This window comes from Thermocrinis albus DSM 14484 (genome assembly GCF_000025605.1).
Lineage (GTDB): Bacteria > Aquificota > Aquificia > Aquificales > Aquificaceae > Thermocrinis > Thermocrinis albus.
The window spans coordinates 931,722-955,742 of record NC_013894.1 but is presented as its reverse complement, the minus strand read 5'-3'; the positions used below and the strand labels follow the sequence as shown (position 1 = coordinate 955,742).

At 45.8% G+C, this 24,021-nt stretch carries 27 protein-coding genes and 2 tRNA genes; 24 read left to right on the top strand and 5 right to left on the bottom strand.

The window, feature by feature from the left end:
• The first annotated feature begins 15 nt into the window (after positions 1 to 15).
• Positions 16 to 630 carry a hypothetical protein gene (locus THAL_RS05200; protein WP_012992058.1) on the top strand — a complete coding sequence of 205 codons (615 nt, stop codon included), beginning with the start codon at positions 16 to 18 and terminating at the stop codon, positions 628 to 630.
• Here THAL_RS05200 and THAL_RS05195 read toward each other — a convergent pair.
• Entirely contained in the window at positions 613 to 1,917 is a 1,305-nt protein-coding gene (locus THAL_RS05195) for an ArnT family glycosyltransferase (protein WP_012992057.1), read from the bottom strand. The two genes, THAL_RS05200 and THAL_RS05195, sit on opposite strands and share 18 nt — an antisense overlap.
• Before the next feature lie 19 nt (positions 1,918 to 1,936).
• Here THAL_RS05195 and THAL_RS05190 point away from each other — a divergent pair.
• The 9 genes from THAL_RS05190 to THAL_RS05150 all read left to right on the top strand — a co-directional run bounded on the left by THAL_RS05190 (position 1,937) and on the right by THAL_RS05150 (position 8,512).
• Positions 1,937 to 2,012 (top strand) — tRNA-His (locus tag THAL_RS05190).
• Positions 2,013 to 2,038: 26 nt separating this feature from the next.
• Complete coding sequence (gene epmA, locus THAL_RS05185; RefSeq protein WP_012992056.1) at positions 2,039 to 2,911, top strand: elongation factor P--(R)-beta-lysine ligase; 873 nt, start codon at positions 2,039 to 2,041, stop codon at positions 2,909 to 2,911.
• A gap of 5 nt (positions 2,912 to 2,916) precedes the next feature.
• Positions 2,917 to 3,441, top strand: a complete 525-nt coding sequence (gene def, locus THAL_RS05180) for a peptide deformylase (protein ID WP_012992055.1) — start codon at positions 2,917 to 2,919, stop codon at positions 3,439 to 3,441.
• The gene (locus THAL_RS05175; protein ID WP_245522230.1) at positions 3,428 to 3,664 is read left to right on the top strand and encodes a SpoVG family protein; all 237 of its coding nucleotides are present in this window, start codon (positions 3,428 to 3,430) and stop codon (positions 3,662 to 3,664) included. Before def ends, THAL_RS05175 begins: the two co-directional genes overlap by 14 nt.
• The gene (resB, locus tag THAL_RS05170) at positions 3,661 to 5,304 is read left to right on the top strand and encodes a cytochrome c biogenesis protein ResB (RefSeq protein WP_012992053.1); all 1,644 of its coding nucleotides are present in this window, start codon (positions 3,661 to 3,663) and stop codon (positions 5,302 to 5,304) included. The genes THAL_RS05175 and resB overlap by 4 nt, the downstream gene beginning before the upstream one ends.
• Positions 5,285 to 5,749 carry a YqhA family protein gene (locus THAL_RS05165; protein ID WP_012992052.1) on the top strand — a complete coding sequence of 155 codons (465 nt, stop codon included), beginning with the start codon at positions 5,285 to 5,287 and terminating at the stop codon, positions 5,747 to 5,749. The genes resB and THAL_RS05165 overlap by 20 nt, the downstream gene beginning before the upstream one ends.
• Positions 5,742 to 6,218: a 2-C-methyl-D-erythritol 2,4-cyclodiphosphate synthase gene (ispF, locus tag THAL_RS05160; protein ID WP_012992051.1), complete on the top strand. Its 477-nt coding sequence runs from the start codon at positions 5,742 to 5,744 to the stop codon at positions 6,216 to 6,218. The genes THAL_RS05165 and ispF overlap by 8 nt, the downstream gene beginning before the upstream one ends.
• Positions 6,215 to 6,961, top strand: a complete 747-nt coding sequence (gene rlmB / locus THAL_RS05155) for a 23S rRNA (guanosine(2251)-2'-O)-methyltransferase RlmB (RefSeq protein ID WP_012992050.1) — start codon at positions 6,215 to 6,217, stop codon at positions 6,959 to 6,961. Before ispF ends, rlmB begins: the two co-directional genes overlap by 4 nt.
• Positions 6,962 to 7,450: 489 nt before the next feature.
• Positions 7,451 to 8,512, top strand: a complete 1,062-nt coding sequence (locus tag THAL_RS05150) for an AI-2E family transporter (RefSeq protein ID WP_012992049.1) — start codon at positions 7,451 to 7,453, stop codon at positions 8,510 to 8,512.
• Here THAL_RS05150 and purD read toward each other — a convergent pair.
• Both purD and thiC read right to left on the bottom strand, forming a co-directional pair.
• Positions 8,469 to 9,761: a phosphoribosylamine--glycine ligase gene (gene purD, locus THAL_RS05145; RefSeq protein WP_012992048.1), complete on the bottom strand. Its 1,293-nt coding sequence runs from the start codon at positions 9,759 to 9,761 to the stop codon at positions 8,469 to 8,471. The genes THAL_RS05150 and purD overlap by 44 nt on opposite strands.
• Positions 9,762 to 9,777: 16 nt before the next feature.
• Positions 9,778 to 11,145 carry a phosphomethylpyrimidine synthase ThiC gene (gene thiC, locus THAL_RS05140; protein ID WP_012992047.1) on the bottom strand — a complete coding sequence of 456 codons (1,368 nt, stop codon included), beginning with the start codon at positions 11,143 to 11,145 and terminating at the stop codon, positions 9,778 to 9,780.
• A gap of 127 nt (positions 11,146 to 11,272) precedes the next feature.
• Here thiC and THAL_RS05135 point away from each other — a divergent pair, with 127 nt between their 5' ends.
• Genes THAL_RS05135 through THAL_RS05120 form a run of 4 tightly spaced genes read left to right on the top strand, consistent with a single transcriptional unit; the run spans position 11,273 to position 13,582 of the window.
• Complete coding sequence (locus THAL_RS05135; RefSeq protein WP_012992046.1) at positions 11,273 to 11,521, top strand: hypothetical protein; 249 nt, start codon at positions 11,273 to 11,275, stop codon at positions 11,519 to 11,521.
• Entirely contained in the window at positions 11,518 to 12,309 is a 792-nt protein-coding gene (gene dapB, locus THAL_RS05130; RefSeq protein ID WP_012992045.1) for a 4-hydroxy-tetrahydrodipicolinate reductase, read from the top strand. Before THAL_RS05135 ends, dapB begins: the two co-directional genes overlap by 4 nt.
• Entirely contained in the window at positions 12,306 to 12,722 is a 417-nt protein-coding gene (locus THAL_RS05125) for an archease (protein WP_012992044.1), read from the top strand. Before dapB ends, THAL_RS05125 begins: the two co-directional genes overlap by 4 nt.
• A gap of 2 nt (positions 12,723 to 12,724) precedes the next feature.
• Positions 12,725 to 13,582 carry a UbiA-like polyprenyltransferase gene (locus THAL_RS05120; protein WP_012992043.1) on the top strand — a complete coding sequence of 286 codons (858 nt, stop codon included), beginning with the start codon at positions 12,725 to 12,727 and terminating at the stop codon, positions 13,580 to 13,582.
• On the opposite strand, the gene hemB is transcribed toward THAL_RS05120, so the two are convergent.
• Positions 13,560 to 14,549, bottom strand: a complete 990-nt coding sequence (hemB, locus tag THAL_RS05115) for a porphobilinogen synthase (protein ID WP_012992042.1) — start codon at positions 14,547 to 14,549, stop codon at positions 13,560 to 13,562. The two genes, THAL_RS05120 and hemB, sit on opposite strands and share 23 nt — an antisense overlap.
• A 5-nt stretch (positions 14,550 to 14,554) precedes the next feature.
• Positions 14,555 to 15,472 carry an AAA family ATPase gene (locus THAL_RS05110; RefSeq protein WP_012992041.1) on the bottom strand — a complete coding sequence of 306 codons (918 nt, stop codon included), beginning with the start codon at positions 15,470 to 15,472 and terminating at the stop codon, positions 14,555 to 14,557.
• A gap of 30 nt (positions 15,473 to 15,502) precedes the next feature.
• Between THAL_RS05110 and hemN the strand changes: the two genes are divergently transcribed.
• The 10 genes from hemN to THAL_RS05060 all read left to right on the top strand — a co-directional run bounded on the left by hemN (position 15,503) and on the right by THAL_RS05060 (position 24,021).
• Positions 15,503 to 16,873 carry an oxygen-independent coproporphyrinogen III oxidase gene (hemN, locus tag THAL_RS05105; RefSeq protein ID WP_012992040.1) on the top strand — a complete coding sequence of 457 codons (1,371 nt, stop codon included), beginning with the start codon at positions 15,503 to 15,505 and terminating at the stop codon, positions 16,871 to 16,873.
• The gene (locus tag THAL_RS05100; protein WP_012992039.1) at positions 16,870 to 17,763 is read left to right on the top strand and encodes an ABC transporter ATP-binding protein; all 894 of its coding nucleotides are present in this window, start codon (positions 16,870 to 16,872) and stop codon (positions 17,761 to 17,763) included. Before hemN ends, THAL_RS05100 begins: the two co-directional genes overlap by 4 nt.
• Positions 17,732 to 18,979, top strand: a complete 1,248-nt coding sequence (locus THAL_RS05095) for a hemolysin family protein (protein ID WP_012992038.1) — start codon at positions 17,732 to 17,734, stop codon at positions 18,977 to 18,979. Before THAL_RS05100 ends, THAL_RS05095 begins: the two co-directional genes overlap by 32 nt.
• A gap of 10 nt (positions 18,980 to 18,989) precedes the next feature.
• A complete protein-coding gene (locus THAL_RS05090) occupies positions 18,990 to 20,129 on the top strand; it encodes an RNA polymerase factor sigma-54 (RefSeq protein ID WP_012992037.1) in 1,140 nt (379 codons plus the stop codon).
• On the top strand, positions 20,110 to 21,171 hold the full coding sequence (locus tag THAL_RS05085) for a M24 family metallopeptidase (RefSeq protein ID WP_012992036.1): 1,062 nt from the start codon (positions 20,110 to 20,112) through the stop codon (positions 21,169 to 21,171). The genes THAL_RS05090 and THAL_RS05085 overlap by 20 nt, the downstream gene beginning before the upstream one ends.
• A gap of 22 nt (positions 21,172 to 21,193) precedes the next feature.
• Positions 21,194 to 21,267 (top strand) — tRNA-Met (locus tag THAL_RS05080).
• Between the two features lie 28 nt (positions 21,268 to 21,295).
• A complete protein-coding gene (locus THAL_RS05075; protein WP_012992035.1) occupies positions 21,296 to 22,264 on the top strand; it encodes a GDP-mannose 4,6-dehydratase in 969 nt (322 codons plus the stop codon).
• Positions 22,261 to 23,244 carry a UDP-glucose 4-epimerase GalE gene (galE, locus tag THAL_RS05070; protein WP_012992034.1) on the top strand — a complete coding sequence of 328 codons (984 nt, stop codon included), beginning with the start codon at positions 22,261 to 22,263 and terminating at the stop codon, positions 23,242 to 23,244. Before THAL_RS05075 ends, galE begins: the two co-directional genes overlap by 4 nt.
• Positions 23,234 to 23,548 (top strand): metal-sulfur cluster assembly factor, encoded by a 315-nt coding sequence (locus THAL_RS05065; RefSeq protein WP_012992033.1) that lies wholly within the window; start codon positions 23,234 to 23,236, stop codon positions 23,546 to 23,548. Before galE ends, THAL_RS05065 begins: the two co-directional genes overlap by 11 nt.
• Positions 23,536 to 24,021: a V4R domain-containing protein gene (locus THAL_RS05060; RefSeq protein WP_012992032.1), complete on the top strand. Its 486-nt coding sequence runs from the start codon at positions 23,536 to 23,538 to the stop codon at positions 24,019 to 24,021. Before THAL_RS05065 ends, THAL_RS05060 begins: the two co-directional genes overlap by 13 nt.

Genomic DNA, 24,021 nt, shown 5'->3' with positions numbered 1-24,021 from the left:
AAATTATAACGAAGCATGAGAAGGGTGAGAGGTCCTCTTATTGTAGCCGCCTTTTCTCTCCTTACTTGGGGATGTGCGGTAAGATACACCTATCTACCTTTACCTTCCGAAGGTTTGCAGATACAGGACAGCAGAGCCTTGTACCAAGATGGGAAGACCCAGTGGGAAGTATCCTTCGGCTCCTGGCGTTATTCTCCCAGTGACCTTACGAGATACTACTTGCCGGTGTTTATAAAGGTGAAGAACTCCTCTCAGGATACACTGGAGGTAGCCTCCGATGGCGTTTATATACTGGCGGGTGACAGGCAGATAAAACCCATCCCTCCATCGGAAGTTTACGTCTCTTACTCCACCACCTTCTCTGTATCGTTGGGTTACGGTTACTATGCCTATCCCTTCTGGTGGGGGATAGGTTGGTATCCTTACTACGAACCGAGAAGGTTTGTGTATCCTGATGTGGTAAACAAGGCTTTCCGATACGGGAGCCTACCACCAAACCAATGGACGGAAGGTTTTGTGTACTTTCCACACGTACAGAGCGGGGATAACCTTACCTTGGTAATCCAGTACAGTATAGGAAAAGAGAGAAAAGTCCTCAAGATCCCATTCCAACTATCTAAGAAGGAGTGATGGTTTCCCTTCGGGACATACGATGACTGCCTTGGCGTTAGGTACGTAAATGATGCGTTTGGTAGGTTTACCTGTCATGAGGGAGATATAGGCACACACTCCATGTCTTTGAGGACATTCACACGCCACCTCTGTAGAAGAAGGAATAGCCTTATAAAGCTTATAAGCTATCACTTTCTCAGATTCATCTCTGCTCGAATAGTAGGGAAAGTAGAAAAGACCGTAGGCTAACCTGAGAAAAATTACAAAAACCATAGAAACGTAAAACAGCTTTGCGAATCTTCCCTTTTCTAAAGCTATCTGATAGTAGTAAGACACAACAACAGCCATTATAGGATAGAGGGGAAGTAGATATCTTCCTCCGGATAGAGCTATCAAGTATGGCAGAAGGTTAAAAAACAGAACATATAAAAGGGAACTAATGGTGTGAGGTAAGCTGAGCTCCTTCTTTTTAAAGAGAGTAATCAGAGCAACCAACAACAGAAGAGAGTGAGGAAGAAGATCCTTGAAAAAAATCAAGAAGAAAGAAGCGTAATGTAGCAAACTTCTTTGGGCTTCAAAGCGTGAACTACTTTCTGAAATGAGGGCAGTTAGGTACTTAGTGGGGTACGGAGTGGCAAAGAGCCAAAGGAAGGGTATCACAAAAAGAAGAAAGTACGCTGAAAAAGACCACAGACTAATGGCAGGTCTTAGATCTTTTCTCTGTAACAGAAGTGAAAAGAGGGTAAGAAAGAAAAAGCCAAAGGCAGGAAATCCCTTAAGAAGGAAACTTAACCCTCCAAGGAATCCTGCCAAAGGAAAGAGATAAGGCTTATCGAGGGATACATAAAGGATGAATATGAAGGCTGACACAAAGAAGGTAAAGGTCATATCTATCTCACCGAGGTATCCGTAAAAGAAAAGAACATTACCGAAAGTGAGAAATACAAGAGAAGCAAGGAGAGATAAATCAAGCTTTCTAAAAAGGTAATAGGTAAAAAACCCAGTGGATAGGCAGGTAAGGAAGAGGAAGAAAACACTCACCACCCGAGGTGTTAACTCTCCCCATCCTACAAGATTGCTAGCAAAGATTATCAACCAGTTAAAGAGAGGTGGTTTATTAAAGTACAACTCCCCCATAAAGGTAGGCTGCATGTAATTTCCACTACTGTACATTTCAAAGGCTATCTCTAACCGTCTACTTTCCTCGTTGCGGAGGGCATACGTGTTTAGGTTAGGCAGCAATGATAGAAAGGCAAGAACAAAGAACAGAAAGACAAGACCTTTACTTAAAGATAGGGTATGCATATAATTATTTTTACAGAAGGAGGGTGTAGCTCAGCTGGTAGAGCAGTGGACTGTGGATCCACGGGTCGCGGGTTCGAGTCCCGTCACCCTCCCCAAGACAAAATAGTTTATAATACTCCAGATGATATCCCAATGGTCCAAGTTTATAGATAAGGTCAGAAGTTTTTTTAAAGAGAGAGGTTTTCTGGAGGTTCACACTCCGATACTTCAGCAGTATCCCAACTTAGATCCCAATGTGGAACCTATGGAAGTTTTGGTGAAGGAGAAGGAAGGAAAAAAGAAAATGTGGCTCCACACATCACCCGAGCACGCTATGAAAAAGATCCTTTCTAAGGAGAAAAAAGACATTTTCCAGATATGCAAGGTTTTTAGAAACGGTGAGTGGGGAAGGTTCCATCACCCTGAGTTTACCATGCTAGAGTGGTATAGGATAAATGCCGATTACAACCTCCTCATACAGGACATAGTGGATCTTTTGAAGTACCTTGGACTGAGTGGAGATTACGAGACCGTAACGGTAGAGGAGGCCTTTGAAGAATATGCGGGTGTTATCCTTTCTGAAGAGGAAGAGATATTTAAGAACAACCTTATGGCATACGGATACGAGTTTGATATGCAGGAGGATTGGGAAGCTCTGTTTTACAGAGTATACATAGACGTAGAAAAACACTTAGGGCAGGAGAAACCCACCTTCTTGGTAAAGTTTCCCCAAAGGCTTGCCATATACTCCAAGGTGAAAGACGGTTATGCAGAAAGATTCGAACTTTACATAAAGGGTGTGGAGATAGCCAACGGCTGGACGGAGGAGACGGATCCCACCATTATCAGGCAGAGGATGGAAACCTTCAGCAGAGGTAGGGATCTTCCTGTAGATGAAGAACTCATCAAAGCTATGGAGAGTATGCCACCCTGTGCGGGCTGCTCCATAGGACTGGAAAGACTCTTTATGGTGATCCACAACATTGACGACATAAGAAGACTCATTTATTATTGATAGCCATGGTGAGATCTGTACTGAAGTACCCTCATCCCCTTCTCAAGCAACCAACTCTAAAGGTGGACGTTATAGACAGTGAGATACTTAAGCTAGTACAGGATATGTGGGATACCATGTACGCGGAGGAAGGCGTAGGACTCGCTGCCAACCAGATAGGAGAGCCTCTACGCATAATGGTTATAGACACAACACCTAAAAGAGAATCCCCACCCGTGAAGCTGGTTCTCATAAACCCACAACTCATAGAAGCGGAAGGGCATATAACCTACAGGGAGGGCTGTTTGTCCTTTCCAGGCCTTTCGGTGGAAGTGACAAGGTACAGTAAGGTGAGGTTTAGAGCTCTGGACCTTTCTGGAGAAGAAAAAGAGTACCAGCTGGAAGGTTTCCCTGCTATAGTTTTTCAGCACGAGCTGGATCATCTCAACGGAATAACCTTCATAGACAGGTTGAGTGGGCTTCGTAGGAGGCTGGCCCTTGAAAAGTATGGAAAACTCCAGAGACAAACAATACGAGGTGAAGCTGATTAAATTTTACCCTTTTCCCTTATCCTTCAGAAGACCCAGGTTGTTAGGGTTTGCAGATGTGGAGTTGGAGAACATTCTTGTTATAAGAGGTGTTAAGCTTTTTGAGGCTAAGAACGGAGGCTACTTTGTACAGCTCCCAGAACCTACTGTAGAAATAAAAGACAAGAAACTCCTTGAAAGTATAAGGAGAGTGGTGGTAGACAAATATAAGGAGGTTAGGTTTTGAAAGGTTTTCCCTTCTTCGTTCTGTCCTTTCTATTTCTGGTGGGCACTGTTGTGGTAGGTGTGTTCCATATGGAAGAAAGAGGTTATATGTATTACTTTGTTCTACTTTTAGCTTTATCCCTGTTCCTTGTAGCCTCTGCTAATGTTACTTTTGCAGCGATAAGAGATCTTTTGAAAGATTACAAAAAGCAAGGAAACATTCTTGGATTTCTGTATGACTTTTTTGCTTCTCTAAAACTTGCCATTTTTCTTATGCTCACTATAGGCATAGTTTCCATGCTGGGTTCCACATATATACAACAGAACCAACCTATAGGGTTCTACCTAGACAGATACGGAGCGGATATAGGTCTATGGATATGGAAACTTTGGCTTAATGACGTTTTTCATTCGTGGTATTACATACTTCTTATAGTTTTGCTGGCCATAAATCTTACTGTCTGTTCTATAAAGAGACTTCCATCTGTGTGGAAACACTCTTTTGGAAAAGAAAGGTTCTTAAAACTGGATGAAAAAATGGAAAGGCATATGAGACCTCTTCTGGTATATCCGAAAACCGATATAACTGAAGATATGCTGGTAAAATTTGTGAAAAAGGAAGGTTTTAAAGTTTTCGTTAATAAGGAAGAGAACACCCTGTATCTGTATGGCGAAAAAGGTAGATTCTCTCGGTTAGGTGTGTTTGTGGTACATATAGCCCTTCTTGTTATCATGGCAGGTGGACTTTTAGATGCCCTCATGGGTGTAAGAGGTAACCTTACTGTGGCCGAAGGTTCAAGAGAAGACAGGCTGGTTATTCCCGGAAAAGATAAAGTTTTAAAACTCCCCTTCCAGATACATTTAGAAAGCTTTCACATAGTAACCTACGAAGAGGAAGCAAAAAGAGAGGGAAGGGTCTTTAGAGGCGATCCCAGTATAAAGGATGCGGTGGCCAGTTATGAAAGTAACATAAAGATAGTGCAAGGAGGACAGGTAGTAGCTCAGGGTATAACAGCCGTAAACAATCCCTTTAGGTACGGACCTTACCGCATATTTCAGGCCTCTTATGGTCTTACAGGCGAAGCGGGAGAGGTTCTCCTCACAGTTTACGATCGCCAAAAGCTTTTCCAGGAAAGGGATCCCCAGACAGCCTTCTTAGGCACCGTTAAGCTAAAGGCAGGGCAGGTGGGAGATTTTAGAGGAATGCTCCTCTCTATAGATAGATCTACCCTCAACATAGAGAACGAACAGGCAGGGTTCAACGGTGAATTTAAACCTGCCATTATTCTGAAAGTCATCAAAGATCACCGTAGCTATGACGTCCCCGTCATATACTCCCCTGAACTCACCATATTTGCTTACAGCCAGATACCACAACTGAAGGACTTTCCTTACATCTTCTTTATGGAAGAGTTCAAACCTAGGTTCTTCAGCGGTTTTCAAATAACTTACAGTCCCGGCATGTGGGTCATATGGACAGGATCAGCCCTACTGGTTTTAGGTCTGATCTTGGCCTTTTACACTGTTCATAGAAAGGTGTGGATAAAGTACCAGGCTGGTATCTTGAAAGTGGCTTTCTGGTCCCATAAGTTCAAAGAAGAGTACAGAAAGAGTATGATAATAAAACTTAAGGAGTTGGGAGATGTGGAGGAAACTTCTTGAGAACGGTAAGAGCATAGCACTTTTGCCTTCCCTCAGTCTCTTTGTAGGTGCGGTTTTTCTGGGCATGTATGGGGTCTTCTTGCTCGTGGAGACCCTTTACAAAGCTATAACAGACCCTACCATGAGGGATACCACCTATCTTTCCACAAAATTCATATCTATAATGGACATTCACCTTCTTTCCGTTGTTCTGTATATCTTCGCTGTGGGATTATATGAACTCTTCGTAGATAAGCTCAACGTGCCTGAATGGCTTAAAATAGGAAATATAGATAACTTAAAGGCAAAACTCAGCAGTGTCATCGTTCTGATACTGGCCATAACTTTTACAAAGAAGCTGGTGGAATGGAAAAATGCTCTGGAGACCCTCATGTTTGGTATAGCTGTTGCCGTGGTTATAGCTGTTTTGGTCTTCTACTACAAAGTAAAGGAGAGCCATGATTGAAGATATAAGGATAGGTTTAGGCTTTGATGGCCACAGATTGGAGGAAGGGTTAGAACTAAAGTTGGGGGGGGTCAAGATAGATTACCCGAAAGGTTTGAAGGGACATTCCGATGGGGATGTGCTACTACACGCCCTCACAGATGCTCTGCTGTCTGCCTGTAAAGAACCTGACATAGGTCAACTTTTTCCTGACACAGATCCTATGTGGAAGGGAGCTGATTCTAGAGTATTCCTAATGGAGGCCCTAAAAAGGGTGAAAGAAAAGGGGTATATGATAATGAACGTGGACTGCACGGTGGTGGCGGACGAACCTCGTATAGCTCCCTATAGAAAACTCATAGAGGAAAACATAGCTCAGTTGATGGAATTGGATCCGTGTCGTGTGTCGGTGAAAGGAAAAACGAGGGAAGGTTTCTGTAAAGATGACAGTGTGGCGTGTTTCTGTGTAGTGCTCTTAGTAAAGGCATGACAAAATTGATTATTTACGGAAGAAATCCCGTTTTAGAGGCCATAAGATCCGGCAGGAGTGTGGAAAAGGTGCTGGTAGCTCACGACTCTCATCCACCCCACCAGCTGGTTAAACTCTGTAAGGAGAAAAACATAAAACTTCAAAAAGTGCCTAGGAAAAAGATAGAGGAGCTGGCTGGCACAAAGAAAACTCAAGGTGTATTAGCTATTCTCAGTCCTGTCCATTATGTGAAGGAGGAGGAACTTTTCCGTAAAACGTTAGAAAGGGGAAGCTTTCTGTTAGTGTTGGATCATCTCACAGATCCCCAGAACGTAGGAAACCTATTAAGAACATGCGAGGTACTGGGTGGTGTAGGTGCTCTACTACCTAAAGACAGGTCATGTCCTATAAACCAGACTGTGATAAAGGCTTCATCAGGTGCTGTTTTTCACCTCCTACTGTCACGTGTATCTAGTCTTAGGAGATCTCTGGAAAACTTTAAGAGAGTGGGAGGGTGGATAGTGGTGGTGGAGAGGGGAGGGAAAGATATAAGACAGGTGGATATACCTCTTCCCTGTGCTCTGGTACTTGGATCCGAAGGTGAGGGTGTCTCCAAAAGCGTGATGGAAATAGCAGATCTCATCGTATCCATACCTATGGGAGGGAAAATAACCTCCTTAAATGTCTCCTCCGCAGGTGCCATAGCTATATGGGAGACAATAAAGAAACACCTCCCTCCTCATTCACATCCCCAAGAAAAGTGACGCGATTTCTGCAACTTAGAAGGCGAGAATTTCACATCCCCATTCACATCCATTCACACCCCTGTGACCCTCCTTCATCTCCCTCTACATAAGTTGGCGAAATTGCTACCACTTTCCAACAAAGATTTTCACAAAAGAAAATGACGTAATATCGCAAACTTATGCAGTTTTCACATCCTCAAAGATAACTCACCGTAAAATCTTCATTTTTCGCACGAGGAAAAATCCAGCATTTTCGTGAAGTTATATCGAAGGGTGTGAGAGATGTGAATACACTTCATAAGTTTACGAAATCTCGTTACAATTTTCATGAAAGGAAATCCTACAGAATCAAAGAGAAGAAAGAGGGGGTGTGAATAGAGTGTGAAATTCTCTAAGGCTAAGTTCACGAAAAACCTTCATTTTTCTACAAATGAGAATTATTCTCACACCCCCTATTATTATTATCTATAGAGATAAAATAGATAAAGGGAGAAGAAAAGAAAAAGGATGGAGAGAGAAAAGATCGTCTCTTACTTTATACTGGTTCTTACCTTTCTTTTCTTGATGCTGGTTCTTTACATAATCAGGCCCTTTATAGTCCCTGTGCTTTGGGCGGTGGTCTTCACACTGGCTTTGCATCCCCTTAACCATCTCCTGAGGAGATACGTTAAATCACGCTTCCTGTCAGCTTTCCTGCTGGTAGTTTTGACCCTTCTCCTTATAGTCATACCTGTTTCCTTCCTAGGTTTTATGCTGGTGGAACAAACACTACACATGGTCAATTACCTTGTAAGCTTTGCCCAAAACCATACCTACGAAGAACTGATAAGCCTTCTGAAAGGTCATCCTCTCTTTTCCACTGTCCAGCAGTGGCTGGATTATCTGGGTACTCAGCAAGTGAGGGATGTATTTATATCGGGTGTTCAGAGGGTAAGCCAGTGGCTTTTACAGTGGATAAGCTCTCTTATAGGTACTTCGGGTGTTATCCTTTTCAAGTCCTTTGTCTTCTTGATAACCCTATTCTTCCTTCTGCGGGATGGTGACAGATTTCTGGACTTCGCCAAAAGATTTCTCCCTATAGATCCCCATGACACGGATATGATTCTTTACACTGTCTACAGGACTATTTTGGCCACCGTGTACGGTACTGTGGGTGTGGCTGTCCTCCAGGGTATTCTTTCCTTCGTGGGATACTATGTGGCAGGTTTTGACTACGCTGTACTGTTAGGTGTAGCTACCTTCTTCGCATCCTTTGTTCCTCCCTTTGGTACCGCTTCTGTATGGTTTCCATCCTCTGTCTACCTGTTGCTACAGGGTAAGATGACGGAAGGTATTTCCCTACTCATCTACAGTTTCTTGGTAATATCCTCTCTGGATAACTTCCTACGCCCCTTCATCATGAAGTTTGGTGTACCTTTACCTTATGTAGTTCTTTTCTTCTCCACCTTAGGTGGATTGGCAGCCTTCGGTTTTGTAGGTCTTTTTATCGGACCTATGATATTCTCCACTATGTTTTCCCTGTTGATCATATACGAGAGGAGGTTTTTGAAAGCTTCTGATAAAACTTGATGGCCCTGTCACCTATGTCTCTCCTGTACTGCATCCCTTCAAATTTTATCTTTTGTATAGCGTTGTATACTTTCTCTTTGGCTAAGGTGAGATCCTTTTCACAGGCGCACACGTTGAGAACCCTGCCACCCCAGGTAACTGTTTTGCCTTCCAGCTCATTGGTACCTGCGTGGAAGATCACCACATCCTCTTCCACCGTCTCCAGGCCTTCTATCACTTTACCTTTCTCCCAGCTTTCTGGATAACCTTTGCTGGCAATAACTACACAGATACTGTGACAGTCCTTTACTTTCAGTGTCACGTCCTTCCCTTGATAAAAGTCTAAAAGATCTCTCAGCATGTCGCTCTTCCACCTCAGGAGAATGGCCTGAGCTTCGGGATCACCTAATCTGACGTTGAACTCAAGGACCTTGGGGCCTTCCGAGGTGAGCATAAGTCCCGCATACAAGAAACCTCTGAAGTATATCCCCTCTCTCTTCAAACCCTCTAAGGTTCTCTCTATAATCTCTTTCTTTATTCTCTCCTCCATCTCCTTCGTTATAAAAGGATTTGGAGAGTAAGCTCCCATACCTCCTGTGTTGGGTCCTTCATCATTGTCCAGTAGTCTCTTATGGTCCTGAGTGGTGGGTAGCGGGATGTATCTGTCTCCGTTCACCATAACTATATAAGATGCTTCCTCTCCTTCCAGAAACTCTTCTACCACTATCCTCTCTCCTGCTTTACCGAAGACCTTTCTTATCATGAGGAGGTCTATGGCTTTTATGGCCTCCTGTCTGGTCCTGCATACGATAGCTCCTTTGCCACTGGCTAAACCATCAGCTTTTATCACAAGAGGTGCTGACACATCTTCCACAAAACGCTTCGCTTTCTGTGGATCATCAAAAACCTCAAAGTTAGCCGTAGGTACGCCATACTTGGCCATAAAGTTCTTGGCAAATACCTTACTACCTTCCAGTTGGGCGGCTATTCTGTTGGGTCCAAAGGCCGGCACACCCTCCCTCTCCAAAGCATCCACCAGACCCTCTACTAACGGTGCTTCGGGACCTATCACCACAAAGTCTATCTTCTCCTTCACCGCAAAACGAACTATTCCCTCCACATCGGTGGGATCTAAATCCACCTTGGTGGCTATTTTCCATATACCGGCGTTCCCCCTTGCGCTGTAAAGAATAGGCCTCAGATCACTCTGAAGTATCTTCCACGCTATAGCGTGTTCTCTTCCACCGTTGCCTACTACAAGAACCTTCACACAGAAATTATAACATTTAAGGAGCTATCCAGTTGTCCTGTGTGAGAACTTCCTCCATCTTTTCCGTCACATTCTGAGATATCCTGTAGGCACAGAACTCGGGACCACACATAGAGCAGAACTTGGCAGTCTTGTAGGCCTCTTGGGGTAAGGTCTCATCGTGATACGCTCTTGCTGTTTCTGGATCTATAGCCAGTTCGAACTGTCTGTTCCAGTCAAAGGCAAAGCGCGCTTTAGACATCTCCAAGTCCCAGTCTCTGGCGCCAGGCCAGTTTTTGGCCACATCGGCGGCGTGAGCCGCTATCTTGTAAGCTATCACACCTTGTTTTACGTCCTCTATGTTGGGAAGGCCGAGGTGTTCCTTAGGTGTCACATAGCACAACATGGCTGCTCCGTGCCACCCCGCTATGGCTGCACCTATGGCGGAAGCTATGTGATCGTATCCAGGTGCCACGTCTATCACCAGAGGACCCAACACGTAGAAGGGGGCTTCGTGGCATATCTTCTGCTGAAGTTTCATGTTGAACTCTATCTGGTCCATGGGAACGTGTCCGGGGCCTTCCACCATAACCTGTACATCGTGTTTCCAGGCTCTCTCTGTGAGCTCTCCTAGTACCTTAAGTTCTGCCAGCTGGGCGTCGTCGGAAGCATCCGCTATGGCTCCGGGTCTTAGGGCATCACCTAAGGAGAAGGACACATCGTACTTTTTAAATATCTCGCATATCTTATCAAAGTGTTCGTAGAGGGGGTTCTGCTTACCGTGTTCTATCATCCACTGGGCCATTATGGCGCCGCCTCTTGAAACTATTCCCATAACCCTGTGTTGGACCATAGGTAGGAACTCTCTGAGGATACCTGCGTGTATTGTCATGTAGGACACACCCTGTTTTGCCTGTTCCTCTATCACATCCAGTATGAGATCTACTGTCATCTCCTTTATCCTTCCCTTCACTATCTTGTAGGCTTCGTATATGGGTACAGTTCCCACAGGTACGGTACTTTCCCTTATCACAGCTTCTCTTGTCTCCCTTATGGCTTCACCTGTGGAAAGATCCATTATGGTGTCAGCACCGTACTTTATGGCCACCTTCACCTTCTCTATCTCTGTAGGAATGTCAGAAGCCAGTCCGGAGTTACCTATGTTGGCATTCACCTTAACGCGGGAGTTGATGCCTATACACATAGGTTCAAGGTGTAAGTGGTTTATGTTAGCAGGTATTATCATCCTTCCCCTGGCCACTTCCTGTCTGACAAACTCCGGATGTAAACCTTCCCTCTTTGCTACATAGCGCATCTCTTCTGTTATAATCCCCTGTCTGGCGAGGTGCATCTGAGTTCTGTTACCGAGTTTCTTTCTCCTTTCCACCCACTCAGCTCTTAGCATCTCTGACCTCCTTCTTACGTGTTATGAGTAAAGGAAAATATATGCTTCTTGGTGTGTTTCAATATGATTTTCAGCAGATACCACTCTGTGTTATACTATCTTTTCAACAAAGGTTAAGGAGAAGGTCATGGAAGAACAAGTTTACGCTGTGCCTTTCAGTTTGGTAGGTTTTTTCTTCACCAGTAAGCCCATAGAGGAGAGTATAAGAACGGATCTTAGTCCGGAAGAGTTAGAGAAGCTCCAGGAGATCCTTTCCCGTTTCCTCTTCACGGAGGGTGTTCAGGTGGCCATATATCCGTCCGTGGTTCCACCTGACCAAGCGGAGGAAGCTGTGGAGGAACTGGAAGATATGATATGGGGTGAGGAAGAGGAATGACTGAGGTTGTTCTCTGTGGTGCTCTCGGTAGGATGGGTAAAGCCATTCTGCGGCTTTCCTTAGAGTACCAAGATGTAAGAGTGGTGGCGGGGGTAGAACATCCTGACTGTCTTTCATCTACCGACCTAGGACAAGCATCGGGTATAAGGGAGTTTACGGGAGTACCTCTTACCAGTAGACTGGAGGAAGTGATAGGGTTGGGTCAGGTGGTGTTGGATTTTTCCGGCAATCCTGAAGCAGCTGTTGGACACGCGCGCCTTGCGGCTGCTTACGGAAAAGGTGTTGTTATAGGAACCACCGGCTTAGAAAGGTCCCATCTTGAGGATCTTCGCGAGTTGTCCAAGGATATACCTGTTTTGGTGTCTCCCAACATGAGCTTGGGGGTTAACCTACTCATCAAGCTGGTGGAACTGGCCACTAAAGTTCTCAAAGAAAAGGGTTTTGATGTGGAGATACTGGAAATACATCACAGATATAAGAAAGATGCTCCCAGTGGTACAGCTCTACGTTTGGCCGAAGTAATAAGAAATGAGCTAGGAGATGTTAAATTGGTGTCAGGTAGGGAAGGTATAGCTCCGAGGGGTGAAGAGGTGGGTGTCATGGCTCTGCGTGGTGGTGATGTGGTAGGTGAGCATACTGTTTTCTTTATAGGAAACGGGGAGAGGCTTGAGCTCATCCACAGAGCCACATCACGGGATATATTTGCACGGGGAGCAATAGAAGCCTGCCGCTGGATAGCCTCCCAAAAACCGGGCTTCTACAGTATGATGGAGGTCCTGGGCCTGTGAGCTTCTACGAGAGCATAGATGACATAACCGCCGATGCCGGTATAAGGGTGAGGGGATCCAGTGTGGAGGAGGTGATTTGTAAGGCCATACTGGCCACCTTCAACGAGATAACCAACATAGAGGTCATAGAGCCTGAGGAAGAGTATATCTTGGAAGTAAGGTCTTCACTGCCTTACTCGCTGGCTGACATTATCAACGAGGCTCTTGTGCTACATGAATCTAAAGGCTTTGTAGCTAAAGAGTGTCATGTTTTAGAGCTTAAGGAACACCTACTGAGGGTAAAACTGAAAGGTGGCAGATTTGACCCTGCGAAGAATGAGTCACGCCTTGTTATCAAAGCGGCTACCTATCATCGTCTCCGATTGGAGAAGGAAGATGGTAGCTATGTGGCGGAGGTGATATTTGATATTTAAAGATGGATAAGCTGAGTCTTTACGCTAAGCTTCTGAAGTTGGAGCACACCTTCTTTGCCCTGCCCTTTCTTCTCTCCTCCGTAGTAATCCTTTACCAAGAAACACCTCCTTTTGGAAAGATGTTCTGGCTGCTGGTGGCTTTTGTGGCCGCAAGAACGGCAGGCATGGCCTTCAACAGATGGATAGATCTACCTATAGACAAAGCTAACCCACGTACATCTATCTGGCCCCACGCTACAGGTCATGTGAAGGAGCAGGAGATAAGACAGATAGCTCTGGTTTCTTCCTTGGTTTTCGTGCTCTCTTCTCTCATGATCAACTGGTTGGCCTTCTTTCTTTCTCCTTTCGTTCTCTTCCTTTTGTGGTTCTATCCTTATGCCAAGAGGGTAACTTACTATCCTCATTTTGTTTTAGGTCTTGTGTACTTTCTCATACCTGTAGCTGTAGACGTGGCCCTCAACACCCGCGTGTCTTGGACAGCTTTAGTTTTAGGAACAGCTATGGCCCTATGGGTGTCAGGATTTGATATCCTCTACTCTCTTCAGGATTATGATTTTGATCGCCAGTACGGTGTCAAATCTCTAGCTGTAAAGTACGGCATAGGTAAAGCTCTCAAAGTAGCACGACTTTTGCACATAGGTACCTTCCTGTCTCTCTTACTTCTTGTTCTGTTGGTGGATTTCTTTGGTTTTCTTTATGTGGTGGGTCTATTTTTTATAGCTCTTCTCCTTGTGTACGAGCACTCTCTCGTAAAGGAGTCAGATCTTTCCCATCTCAACAGAGCTTTCTTTACCGTTAACGCTTGGGTGAGCCTTCTTTACTTTCTGGTGGTTTTGATCAGTAAGGTAACCGACCTTTGATGATGTCTTGTGCTACTTCCTTGGCGAAGTACGTAATTATCATGTCGGCGCCTGCACGCTTTATGGAGGTGAGGACTTCCCACATGACTTTCCTCTCATCTACCCACCCCATCTTTCCTGCAGCCTTTATGAGGGAGTACTCACCACTCACGTTGTAGGCACATACCGGTAGTAATGTCATCTGGCGTACTCTGTATATGATGTCTAGGTAAGCGAGGGCAGGCTTTACCATAACGATGTCTGCTCCTTCTGTAACATCCAGGATTACCTCTTTGAGGGCTTCTCTTGCGTTAGCAGGATCCATCTGGTAGCTTCTCCTGTCTCCAAAAGCGGGTGCAGACTCAGCTGCCTCTCTGAAGGGACCGTAGAAGGCGGAGGCAAACTTGGCGGAGTATGCCATTATGGGTATATGGGTGTATCCTGCTTCGTCCAGTGCCGACCTTATGGCCCTCACCATACCGTCCATCATACCGGAGGGAGCCAGCATATCTGCCCCGTTTTCGGCATGAGATACCGCCTGTTTCTTCAGGTTCTCTAAGGTCAGATCGTTGTCCACTGTGTCTCCCTTCAGAACGCCACAGTGACCGTGGGTAGTATACTCACAGAAGCATACATCCGTTATCACGTACATCTCAGGTACTTCCTTCTTTATAACTCTCAGTGCCCTCTGGATTATCCCTTCGTTGCTCCATGTATCGGAACCTACCTCATCCTTGTGCTCTGGTATACCAAAGAGGATAACGGCCTTTATACCAAGATCTCTCACTTCCTTGACGGCATCTGCCACCTTGTCTACCGAGTATCTAAAAACTCCTGGCATGGATGGTACTTCTTCCACTATGTTTTCTCCATACCTTACGAAGATGGGGTATATCAGGTCATCTAAGGTGATGACTGTTTCCCGTACAAGGCTCCTTATGTTTTCCTTGAGCCTGAGTCTTCTGGGTCTAAGTTTAGGAAACTCCATAATCTTTAAGTATAAACCTGTTTGCGGCGTATCCTCTGTAGGATCTCTTCCATCACCGTTCTTCCGTCTGATCCTTCCCTCACCACTATACGGTGAGACAGACAGACAGGTGCCAGGTCTATCACATCCTCAGGTACCACAAAGTCCCTTCCTCTTATGAAAGCAAGCGCTTTGGCACAACTTATCAGATGGACCAGACCTCTTGTAGAAACTCCCATTATCACGTTAGGATGGTTTCTCGTCTCTGTGGCTATCTCTACTGCCAGCTTGGCAACCTCCTGAGACACATAGAAACGTGAGATATGCTCCATGGTGGAGAGAATGTCCTGTAATCTTACCACAGGTTGTAGTCTTTCCAACTTATGTAACAAGTTCTCACCTCTGAGAATCAGTGCTTCCGTCTCTGGGTCCGGATAGCCTATTGACAGGCACATACTGAATCTATCTAACTGGGACTCAGGGAGAGGGAATGTACCGTGTTGTTCCAGAGGGTTCTGAGTGGCTATTACAAAGAATGGTTTGGGTAGTTCGTAGGTTACACCGTCTACTGACACCTTACCCTCCGCCATAGCTTCCAACAGGGCGCTCTGCGTTTTGGGTGTAGCTCTGTTTATCTCATCTGCCAGAAGGATGTTGTGAAATATTGGGCCGTGCTTGAATACAAAACTCCTCTTAGACTGGTCGTATACATTTATCCCCAGTATGTCACTGGGGAGAAGGTCACTGGTAAACTGTATCCGTGCGAAGGAAAGGCCAAGGCTTTTGGCCAGAGCCAGCGCCAGTGTGGTCTTACCTACTCCAGGAACATCCTCCAAAAGAAGATGACCACCTGACAGAAAGCACACAAGGGAGTTTAGTATCACATCCCTTTTCCCCTTGATAACCTGTTCCACCGATGCGATAACTCTCTCTACATCCAGCATGCTCATAGAATTTTACTTAAATTAATTACCATGCGCACAGTGTTTGATAGAAAGCTTATAGAAAAGTACGATAGACCAGGGCCCCGCTACACCAGTTACCCTCCCGCTACCGAGTTTCACGAGGGGGTCACCCACGAAGACTACAGGAGAAAGCTTGTGGAAAGCAATGAAACCAAAAGACCTCTCTCTCTTTATTTTCACATCCCTTTCTGTGAAAGTGCCTGTTGGTTCTGTGGGTGTAACGTCATAATATCCCACCGTAAGGACGTAACGGGTAGGTATCTCAGCTACGTAACGAAAGAACTCAGAATGTTAGCAGAACTTCTGGACACATCAAGGCCAGTTGTTCAACTTCACTGGGGTGGAGGCACACCCAACTTTTTGAGTCCGCAAGAGATAGAGGAGCTTTTTGATAGGATAAAGGAACATTTCCGGTTTTCTCAGGATGCTGAGATAAGTGTAGAGATAGATCCCCGATATCTTCAGGAGGGTCAGCTGGAAACCCTCAAAAGGTTGGGTTTCAACCGTATAAGTATGGGCCTTCAGGACATAAACGAAGACGTGCAGAGAGCTATAAACAGACTGCAGCCTGAATCTCTTATGCGAGAGGTGATGAAGAACCTGAGGGATTTAGGCTTTTCCAGTATAAACATAGATCTCATCTACGGTCTTCCCTTCCAGAACGTGGAGAAGTTTAAGAGAACTATAGAAAAAACTATAGAGTTGGACCCTGATAGAGTTGCCGTCTTCAACTTCGCCTATGTTCCTTGGTTAAAGCCTCTACAGCGTAAGATAGATCCTTCTACACTTCCACCTCCCGAGGAAAAGCTCAGTATGTTGGAGCTAACCATAGAGATGTTCCAGTCAGCTGGTTACGTTTACATAGGTATGGATCACTTTGCCAAACCCAACGATGAACTAGCGGAAGCTCAGAGGAATGGAACCCTTTGGAGAAACTTCCAGGGCTACACAACACGTAAAGGTGTAGATCTAATAGGTATAGGAGCCACCTCCATAGGTATGCTTCAGGATTCTTATTTCCAGAACTACAAAACTATAAGGGAGTATTACGCTGCCTTAGATGAAGGCCGGTTGGCCACCATGAGAGGATTTCTCCTCTCCGAGGAGGATCTCCTGCGCCGAGAGGTAATAATGGATCTTATGTGTAACTTTTACTGTTCCTTTGATAAGATAGAGGAGATGTTCGGTATCCGGTTTGAGGAACATTTTGCGTGGGAGTTAGAACAGCTTTCTGACATGGAGAAGGATGATCTTCTGAGGATATCCGACAGAAGTATTCAGGTCCTTCCGAGAGGTAGACTCTTGATAAGGAATATAGCTATGGTCTTTGATGAGTACGTAAGAAGTAGGAGGGAGAGCAGGTTTTCTAGGACCATATGAAGGAGCTGGATCTTAGGCTGGAAAAAGTCTCTAAGAGGTTCGGAAGTTCCTTCTGGGCTTTGAGGGACATCTCTATGGTTCTTCCAAAAGGTAGGATCACCGCTCTGGTGGGAGAGTCAGGTTCCGGGAAGTCCACTTTGGGAAAGATAATACTGCGGCTGGAGAGACCTACTTCCGGAAGGGTGTTGCTGGGAGGTATGGACATCTTTGCCATGGGAAAGGAGTACACGCGTATGGTCTCGGTGGTTTTCCAGGATCCTACCACCTCCCTCAATCCTCGTATGAGAGTGAGGGAGATACTGGAGGAGCCTTTGGTGGTTCACAAGGTGAAGGATAGAGAGAAGGTAGTGGTGGAGGCCTTACAGAAGGTGGGATTGGACAACAGCTTCTTAGATAGGAAACCTCATCAGCTTTCAGGAGGGCAAAGGCAGAGGGTAGCCATAGCTAGAGCCATGGCGCTAAAGCCTGCCTTCATAGTGGCAGACGAACCAACAGCTTCCTTGGATGCCAGTAGAAAGAGGGACATTCTGGACCTCTTTGTGGAGTTAAGGAGTATGGGAACAGGTGTGCTTCTCATAACCCATGACATAACTGCCGTCAAGTACACTGCAGACATTCTCTACGTCCTTTACAGGGGTAAACTGTTGGAGTATGGGGACAAGGAGAAACTTCTTTTGGAGCCTCTACATCCCTACACTCGTTATCTTCTTGACCACGTACCTGCACGCCACCCTTCCCTCAGAAGTAAAGGAGAATGGACGGAAACGGTTCCGTTCTTTGATGCGGCGTGTCCTTTTTACAGTATGTGCAGGTACCGTAAAGAAGAGTGTGAGAGAAGTTTGAGGGAGGTTATCGTAGATGGAAGGTTCGTTGCCTGCAATCTTTACTGACATATCTGTCATCATCTTCTTCCTTTTTCTTTCAGGATTCTTCTCCTCTTCGGAGGTGGTACTTTTTGGTCTTAACAGATACCTTTTACGCAGGTACCAGAACAAGAAGATATACCCTATCCTCGTTAAACTTCTCAGGGACCCTAAGCAGGTTCTCCTCTCCATCCTTTTGGGCAACGAGATAGCTAACGTGCTCATCTCCTCTTACGGAACCAAGATCTTTGTGTCCTTGATGGGGCAAGAGGGAGCAGGCCTATCGGTAGTCCTCATGAGCGTTCTTATATTCTTCTTGGGGGAGGTTATTCCCAAGAACGTAGTTCTCCACTATGCCACACGTCTTTCTCTGTTGTACGCTGTGCCTTTCTATGTGGTGCATCAACTCCTTTCTCCTGTGAGGTTCCTTCTCATGAAACCTGTAGAGAGGTTTCTCAGGGCGTTGGATACGGAGCTGAAAAACCCTTCCCACAGGGACGTGTTTGTGGAACTTCTGGAAGTAGGTGTGTGGCAAGGTGCCATAGAGGAGATGGAGAAAAGTCTTGCGGAGAGGGCTCTCAGCTTTTCTGAGGTCACCGTTAAGGAAGTCATGACACCAAGAACCGAACTCTTTCTTTTGGAGGAGGAGAGTAAGGTGGGAGAAGTGTGGGACAAGATCCTTAAACACAAGCATAGCAGGATACCCCTGTACCGTGATAATCCCGACAATGTGACAGGAGTGGTTTGGGTAAAGGATCTCATACCTGTGGAAGACAAGATGGACAAACCTCTTAAGGACTACAAAAGGGATCTCTTGGTGGTGCCCCATATGCTCACTTTGGACCGTCTTCTGGCTGAGATGAAAGCTGCAGGAAGTCAGATGGCTGTGGTAGTAGGGGAGCACGGTGACTTGGTGGGTATAGTAACCCTCCATGATCTTCTTGAGTTTATCTTTGAGGAACTGCCAGAAAGTTGGGAGGAGGATATAGTCAAAATATCCAGAGAGGCTTACAAGGTTTACGGTTGGGTAGATGTGGAGAGGGTTTCCAAGTTATTGGGTTTTGAGCTTCCGGAAGATTACGAGTATGACACGGTAGGAGGGTTCGTCATGGCTCAGTTAGGTAAGATGCCAGACGAAGGAGATGAGTTTGTGTACGATGGCTACAAGTTCAGAGTAGACAAAATGGAAGGTAACAGAGTAGTCAGTGTTCTCATCATAGCTATGGAGGAGGAGAAAGTATAATTTAAAGTACATGCTGAGGAATCAGGTAAAGGCCTCGGTAGAGGCAAAGCTCAATCTTACCATACTTCTCAAGGGGCACCTTCAACTTCTCACGGTACCCTCCGAGGAACTTCAGGCCATTTTGGAAGAGGACCTGAAGGATGCTCCTTATGTTTTTCAGACTATGAGCAGACGTGTCAGGTGGTTTCGCCAGGATCTACCGGCTCCTCAAGTGGCCAGCAAGAGGAGTTGGTGGGAAAGCATTCTGCAGCAGATCAAGATGGAACTTGACGGTACAGAACTGGATGTAGCTATGGATATCATCTACTGTCTTGACGACAGAGGTTTCTTTAGAGGAGATGTTAACTCTATAGCGGAAAGATGGGGTGTGCATCCCGACTATGTGGAGGACATAAGAGAGTTCATCATGAAGGAACTGGAGCCTACAGGTATAGCCAGTAAGAGTATGGAGGAGTTTATAAAGGTTCAGATAGAGGAGATGTTTCCAGATAATGGGGATCTGCTTAAAGAAGTTTTGGAGTTTTTCAGAACGGGAAGGGCCTCTAAAGCTGTGAAGGAGCTTGCCGGTAGACTGAAGCTTTATCCTGCGGAAGATGAAACTACCGAGTACTCTTCAGGTAGTGTGGATCTCCTCTTAGAGTGGGACGGCGAGGAGTGGTACGTGGTGGTCAGAGATGACTTTATAGAGATAGGAGGAGAGGAAGATCTCCCCAAGGAGGTTCTGGAAAAGGTAAAACGCTGGAACGTTCTTTTATCTTTGAGAAGGAACATCCTAAGGAAGGCCGGTGAGCTTATACTGGAGAGGCAGAAGGATTTCCTTTTAGGAAAGGGGCCCCTCAAGAGTCTCACCATGAGGGAGCTGGCACAAGTGGTCAACGTGAGTCTTTCATCGGTAAGTAGAGTCCTATCCAACAAGTACGTCAAAACACCTGTGGGGATTTTTCCCATTAAGTTCTTCTTCAAGAGGGAAAGTAAGGACGGGTACAGTACCGAGGAGGTTTTAAGAGCGGTAAAGGAGGTCATACAGCAGCTGGGCGATGTTAGTGACAGAAAACTCTGCGAAGCTCTTAGGGCCAAGGGTATAAACCTAGCGAGACGCACAGTATGTAAGTACAGGAGAATGTTGTCCCATGAAAGACATTCTGGGTAAGGTAAAGAACCTAGTGGTGGAGAAGGATCTGGACGGCTTTCTTTTCAGCTCGCAGGCAAACGTGTTTTATCTCTCCCGTTTTAGGTCCAGCAACGCTTACGTACTCCTCACTCAAGGGGACGCTTATTTTATGACGGATGGAAGATACTATCATCGTGCCAAAGATCTTCTTAAAGACTGGAAGGTGCTGGAGATCCGGGGAAGCTTTTTTGGATTTCTCAAACAGATGGTGAGGGAGTTGGGTTTGAGGCGCGTTGGTTTTGAGATAGACAGGGTCACCTGCCAGTTCAGAAAGAAGTTGAGGACGAAGGATGTTAGGTGGGTGGGTTTTGTGGGCTTTTTGGACAGGGTAAGGGCTGTTAAAACCAGCGAGGAGATATCCATAATGAAGGAAGGTGTGCTTAAAGCAGATGGTATATACAGGGATGTTCTATCTATCGTGAAGCCGGGTATGAAAGAGATGGATATCAGAGCCTTCATAGTGCAAAGGGCATTTGAGGTAGGTGCCACAGGTGAGAGTTTTCCAGCCATAGTGGCCTTTGGTGAAGGGTCCTCCATACCCCACTGGGAGACATCTCACCGTACCATAGGAGATAAGGGCCCCCTCCTCATAGACATGGGAATCCTTTACAAAGGATACTGCACCGATTTTACAAGAACCATCCATATAGGTAAACCAGATGAGGAGTTTATAAAGGTGTACACGGTGGTGAGAGACGCGCACATGTATGCTTTAGAAAAGGCCAAGGTGGGTAACAGATTGGCAGATGTAGACAGAGCAGCTAGAGATCACATAACCCGAAAAGGTTTAGGTAAGTTCTTCAACCACTCTACCGGTCACGGTGTAGGGGTTGAGATACACGAATATCCGAGGGTTTACAAGAATGTGAAGGATTACATAGAGGAGGGTATGGTGTTCACTATAGAGCCGGGTGTGTATTTACCCGGTAAGTGGGGTGTTAGGTTAGAAAACATAGTGGTGGTGAAAAGTTCTTCTGCGGAACCTCTTTCGGAGATATCCCTTGACCTTGTGATTATATGAGTTATAATATTTAAGGTTCTGACGCGGGGTGGAGCAGCCCGGTAGCTCGCTGGCCTCATAAGCCAGAGGTCGCGGGTTCAAATCCCGCCCCCGCAATTTTCAAAAAGTTCTGTATAATATGCCAATGCCCACTATTCTCGTAACCGGTTGTGCAGGCTTTATCGGATGGAAGGTTTCACAAAAACTTCTGGAAAAAGGTTTCCATGTAGTGGGGATAGACAACCTTAACCATTACTACGACGTGCGCCTTAAATGGCATCGCTTGGAGAACCTTAAGAGATTTCCATCCTTTGTCTTCTATCAGGTGGATGTGGAGAACATGGAGGCTCTCAGTGTTGTGTTTCAGGTACATAAGTTTGATGCTGTCATCAACGAAGCAGCTAGAGCGGGTGTACGTTCCTCTATGGAAGACCCCTTCGTCTATATGAGAACCAACGCCTTAGGGACCCTCCATCTTCTGGATCTTTGTAAGCGATACGGTGTCCAGAAATTCGTCCTCGCTTCCACATCCTCCCTATACGCAGGGCAGAGTATGCCCTTTCGTGAAGATCTTCCTGTTAACACTCCCATATCACCTTATGCGGCCTCCAAGAAGGCTGCCGAGGTGATAGCCTACACCTACCACTACCTCTACGGTATAGACGTGACCGTTCTACGTTACTTTACCGTCTACGGTCCTGCAGGAAGACCTGACATGAGTGTTTTCAGGTTCATCAAATGGGCTCTTGAAGGAAAACCTATCCAGGTTTTTGGAGACGGAAGTCAGAAGAGGGACTTTACCTACATAGATGACATAGCAGAAGGTACAGTAAGAGCTCTCACACCTTTGGGTTACCAGATAATAAACTTGGGAGGTAACAGACCTCACAGCCTTTTAGAGGTCATAGACCTTGTGGAAAAGTACACTGGAAAGAAAGTACAGTTGCAGTACGGAGATTTCCACAAGGCCGATATGCAGGCCACGTGGGCGGACATAGGTAAGGCCAAGGACCTACTGGGATGGGAGCCTCAGGTTAGTTTAGAAGAAGGAATAAGAAGAACGGTGGAGTGGTTTCTGGAAAACTGGGACTGGCTGAGGGAGATAACGGTATGAAAGTGTTGGTGACTGGAGGTGCGGGATACATAGGCTCCCACATGGTGAAACTGTTGGGAGAAAAGGGTTACCAAGTCCTTGTGGTAGACAACCTTAGTACAGGGAAACGTGAGGCTGTCCTTTACGGCAGGTTGGTGGTTTTGGATCTTCTCCTTTATGCACCGCTGGAAGAATTAATGCTGGACTTTAGACCTGATATTGTTATGCACTTCGCTGCCAAGATACTGGTTCACGAAAGTGTAAGAAAACCTCTAGAGTATTACGAGAATAACCTTCAGGCCACTTGGAACCTTCTGAGAGCTATGAAGAGAGCAGGTGTCAAGTACATGATTTTCTCCTCCAGTGCGGCAGTATATGGCACTCCTTCCTCCCTACCTGTCAAGGAGTCAGATCCCACGGTTCCTATAAACCCCTACGGGTGGAGTAAGCTGATGGGTGAGAGGATGGTGGAGGACTTTGCCAGAGCAGAGGGCTTGAAGTTTGGGATACTCAGGTACTTCAACGTGGCAGGCGCTGATCCTGAGCTGAAACTAGGTCCTGTAAAGCAGAATCCTACACATCTTATAGCGAGGGCGGTAAAAGTGGCAAAAGGTGATATACCCTATCTGGAGGTTTACGGTACCGACTATCCCACACCTGATGGTACATGTGTAAGGGACTACATACACGTTACCGATCTTTGCAACGCTCACCTTAGAGTACTGGAGTACCTTTTGGAAGGTGGTCAAAGTGATGTGTTTAACGTAGGGTACGGTAAAGGTTACTCAGTACTGGAGGTAATAAGGGTGGTGAAGGAAGTTACGGGAAGAGATTTCGAGGTACGCTACACGGAGAGAAGAGAAGGAGACCCTCCTGAGCTGGTGGCTGATCCCGCCAAGCTAGTTACTTTGACAGGTTGGAAACCATCCTTTGATGATCTTTCCTTTATTGTAAAGACTTTGTGGGAGTGGGAGCTTATATTAGAAAAACATGACTCTTGAGGAGCTGATCTTGGAAAGTTTGAAAAAAGTGAAGGACCCTGAAATACCCCTGGATATAGTGAACCTGGGTCTTGTGTACGGCGTTCAGGTAAAGGATGGCATAGCTTATGTGGATATGACCTTAACAGTGCAAGGTTGTCCCGCGAAGAGTTACTTTGCTCATTACATAAGGGAGTTTGTCCTTTCTCAAATACCTCAGCTTAAGGATGTGGTAGTGAACTTTGTCTTTGAACCACCTTGGGATAAAGATAAAATATCTGAGGAAGGAAAGACCATTCTGAGGAGTATGGGATGGAACATCTGAGGGACAGGTTCAGAGCCTTGGCAGAGGCTATAGAAAGAGAGTCTGTTCTTATTCACAGGGAGGCCCTTATAGACGGCTACAGGGATATTCATAAGTACAGCAAGTTCGGTATAGATAAACTCATCAAAAAAGCTGCCCGCTACGGTGGCAGCAAAGGGGGGAAGATACTGAAGGAGAGGTACGGAGTGACGGTGGATACACTGGATGAGGCCCTTGATGTGCTTACGGTGATAGCAGAGTCATCGCGTCTTTTAGAGGTCTTTGATTACGATACAGAGACTATGGAGATAAGGGTGGAGGGATCTATACTGGTGGAGGCCATAGGGAAGAGTGATAAGCCAGTCTGTGAACCTATGGCGGGTTTTTTTGAGGGTTTCCTCAGTGAGCTTCTGGAGAGGAAGATCTCTGTGAAAGAAGTCAGTTGTGCAGCACAAGGGCACGAGAGATGTACCTTTAAGATAATCTTGGGCTAG